Raw genomic sequence first — 365 nt, 5'->3', positions numbered from 1 at the left:
CATGTTTGCGCTGATGATGTGACGAGGCCTGTTCATGAGATTTTTCTCAAGCAGCACTTCTTTCACCTTATTAGCCCAGATCTCCCCATGTATGTGATGGCCCAGACGCTCTCTTAGCACCGGACTAAAGGTCACAATTCGTTTGTTGTTGTTCAGCATTTCATCAATCGCAAGTTTCCCCAGGTAATAGATGATATGCAGAAATCTTTCCGGCGTTGTAGAGGTGCCAAAAAGGGGATAAATGGTGGTCACTTCCCTAAAGGTGCGGCCAAGGATATTTGCTGTATGTGTAAGGGCAACCTCACGTTGTGCCTGCGTTAACGGCTCTTTTTGCTGCACGGCGAACTCCAGTTTTTGCCAGTCCC

The 365-nt window shown here is 47.7% G+C and carries 1 pseudogene; it reads right to left on the bottom strand.

Features of this window, described 5'->3' with window-relative positions:
* Positions 1-365 (bottom strand): annotated as a pseudogene (locus tag HC175_RS20820) (DUF6909 family protein); the annotation flags it as partial.

This window comes from Salinimicrobium oceani (genome assembly GCF_012037645.1).
Note: the sequence above shows the minus strand (reverse complement) of the source record. Positions and strands in the feature narration are given on the sequence as shown.